At 36.3% G+C, this 1,848-nt stretch carries 1 protein-coding gene; it reads left to right on the plus strand.

The genetic code is table 11. From position 1 onward, the window contains the following. Positions 1 to 197: 197 nt before the first annotated feature. Positions 198 to 1,616, plus strand: a complete 1,419-nt coding sequence (locus V7659_RS30935) for a sigma-54 interaction domain-containing protein (protein ID WP_335543822.1) — start codon at positions 198 to 200, stop codon at positions 1,614 to 1,616. Positions 1,617 to 1,848 lie beyond the last annotated feature (232 nt).

Raw genomic sequence — 1,848 nt, forward strand, 5'->3', positions numbered from 1 at the left:
CGCAAAAATAATTTTTCCACAAAAAGGATAGAACGTTTATCTTCAAAAAGTCACTAAATAAAGGAATTCCCTCACCAATGCAAACATACTTTGCAAATTTAACATTTTTCTAATAAAACTGCAAAACTATTTTGCATTATTAAGTTTTATTTGATTAAATAGTTGCATAAAGGATTAATCAAAGGGAATGAATCTAAATGGAGAAAACTAATCATACAGTCAATTATTTACAGTATCTAAATCGAATGTATAAACGGATCTTAGACGAAGTGGATGTGGGTGTACATGCAGTAGATGAAACTGGAAAAACGATTATTTACAATAAAAAAATGATGCAAATGGAGTCCATGGACCTTCAAGATGTTATTGATAAAAACCTGCTTGATGTATTCATGTTTAAAGACGATCAATCTAGCACACTAGTAAAAGCACTCCAGGAGGGAAAAGAAACAAGTAACGTCAAACAAACTTATTTTAATAATAAAGGACGCGAAATTACGACCATTAACAATACCATCCCTATTTTTAACAACGAAAAACTTCAGGGTGCTGTCGAGATCGCCAATGATGTAACAAAGCTGGTACGACTCATCAAAGGCAATATGAATAAGGGGCAGACCCGATACACTTTTGATAAAATCATTGGAAACAGCCCAGCCATTAAAGAAGTCATTGAATCTGCTAAGCGGGCAACCCGCACCTCTTCCTATGTTTTAATCGTTGGAGATACAGGAACCGGGAAGGAGCTTTTTGCTCAAAGCATCCACAATGGAAGCACTCGGCTATCTGCTCCGTTTATTTCACAAAACTGTGCTGCCTTGCCTGATAATCTAATCGAAAGTCTTCTGTTTGGAACAAAGCGGGGTGCCTTTACGGGAGCAGTCGATACCCCCGGCTTATTCGAACAAGCCAACGGAGGAACCCTGCTTCTCGATGAGATTAACTCATTAAATCTCAATCTGCAGGCAAAATTACTCCGTGTTTTACAGGAAAAAACGATTAGGCGAATTGGGGATACGAAGGATACTCCTGTAGATGTTCGGGTCATTGCCAATATGAATGAAGATCCGATTGATGCGATTGCTAATAATCGAATGCGCAAAGACTTGTATTATCGTCTGGGAGTTGTCACCATTTTTATCCCTGCGTTAAAAGATCGTAAAGAGGATATTCCATTATTAGTCGAGAGTTTTATTCAAAAATACAACGAACTGTTTCAGATGAATGTAAAAGGTTTGTCAGAGGAGGTTAAGCAGTCATTTTTCGAGTATGACTGGCTTGGGAATGTCCGTGAACTGGAGCATATAATTGAAGCTGCGATGAACATAATGATGGACGAGGAATGGATTTCCTACTCTCATTTACCCTACCAATATCGAAGCAAAATGCAGATGAGAGAGAGAATGATCCCCCTTTCTACGGTGGACACCTTTATAAAGGAACATTCTGATACAGCAGTACCACTGAAACATCAGATGGAGTTATTTGAAAAATCTTATATTGATCATGTATTATCTAAAAATGATTTTAATATATCCCGAACCGCTAATCTTCTCGGATTGAGCCGACAAAGCCTGCAGTATCGGATGAAAAAATTAAACATAACGGGAAAATAAGATTATATAAATAAGGTGGAAAGCTATTACGCTTTCCACTTTTTTCATTTTGATCCTGCACTAAATTACATGAATTCACATAAAATTATTATAGAAAAGTAAATTAGTTTGATAAATGGAAACACTATTCCACTGAATTCCCTATAGGCAATAAACTAATACAAGCATAATTATACCATTTTTTCTCCATACTAAGAAGAAAAGATGAGGTGAATAAAATGGGACTACTAAA

The organism is Neobacillus drentensis (genome assembly GCF_036966985.1).
Taxonomy (GTDB): Bacteria; Bacillota; Bacilli; order Bacillales; family Cytobacillaceae; genus Neobacillus; species Neobacillus drentensis_E.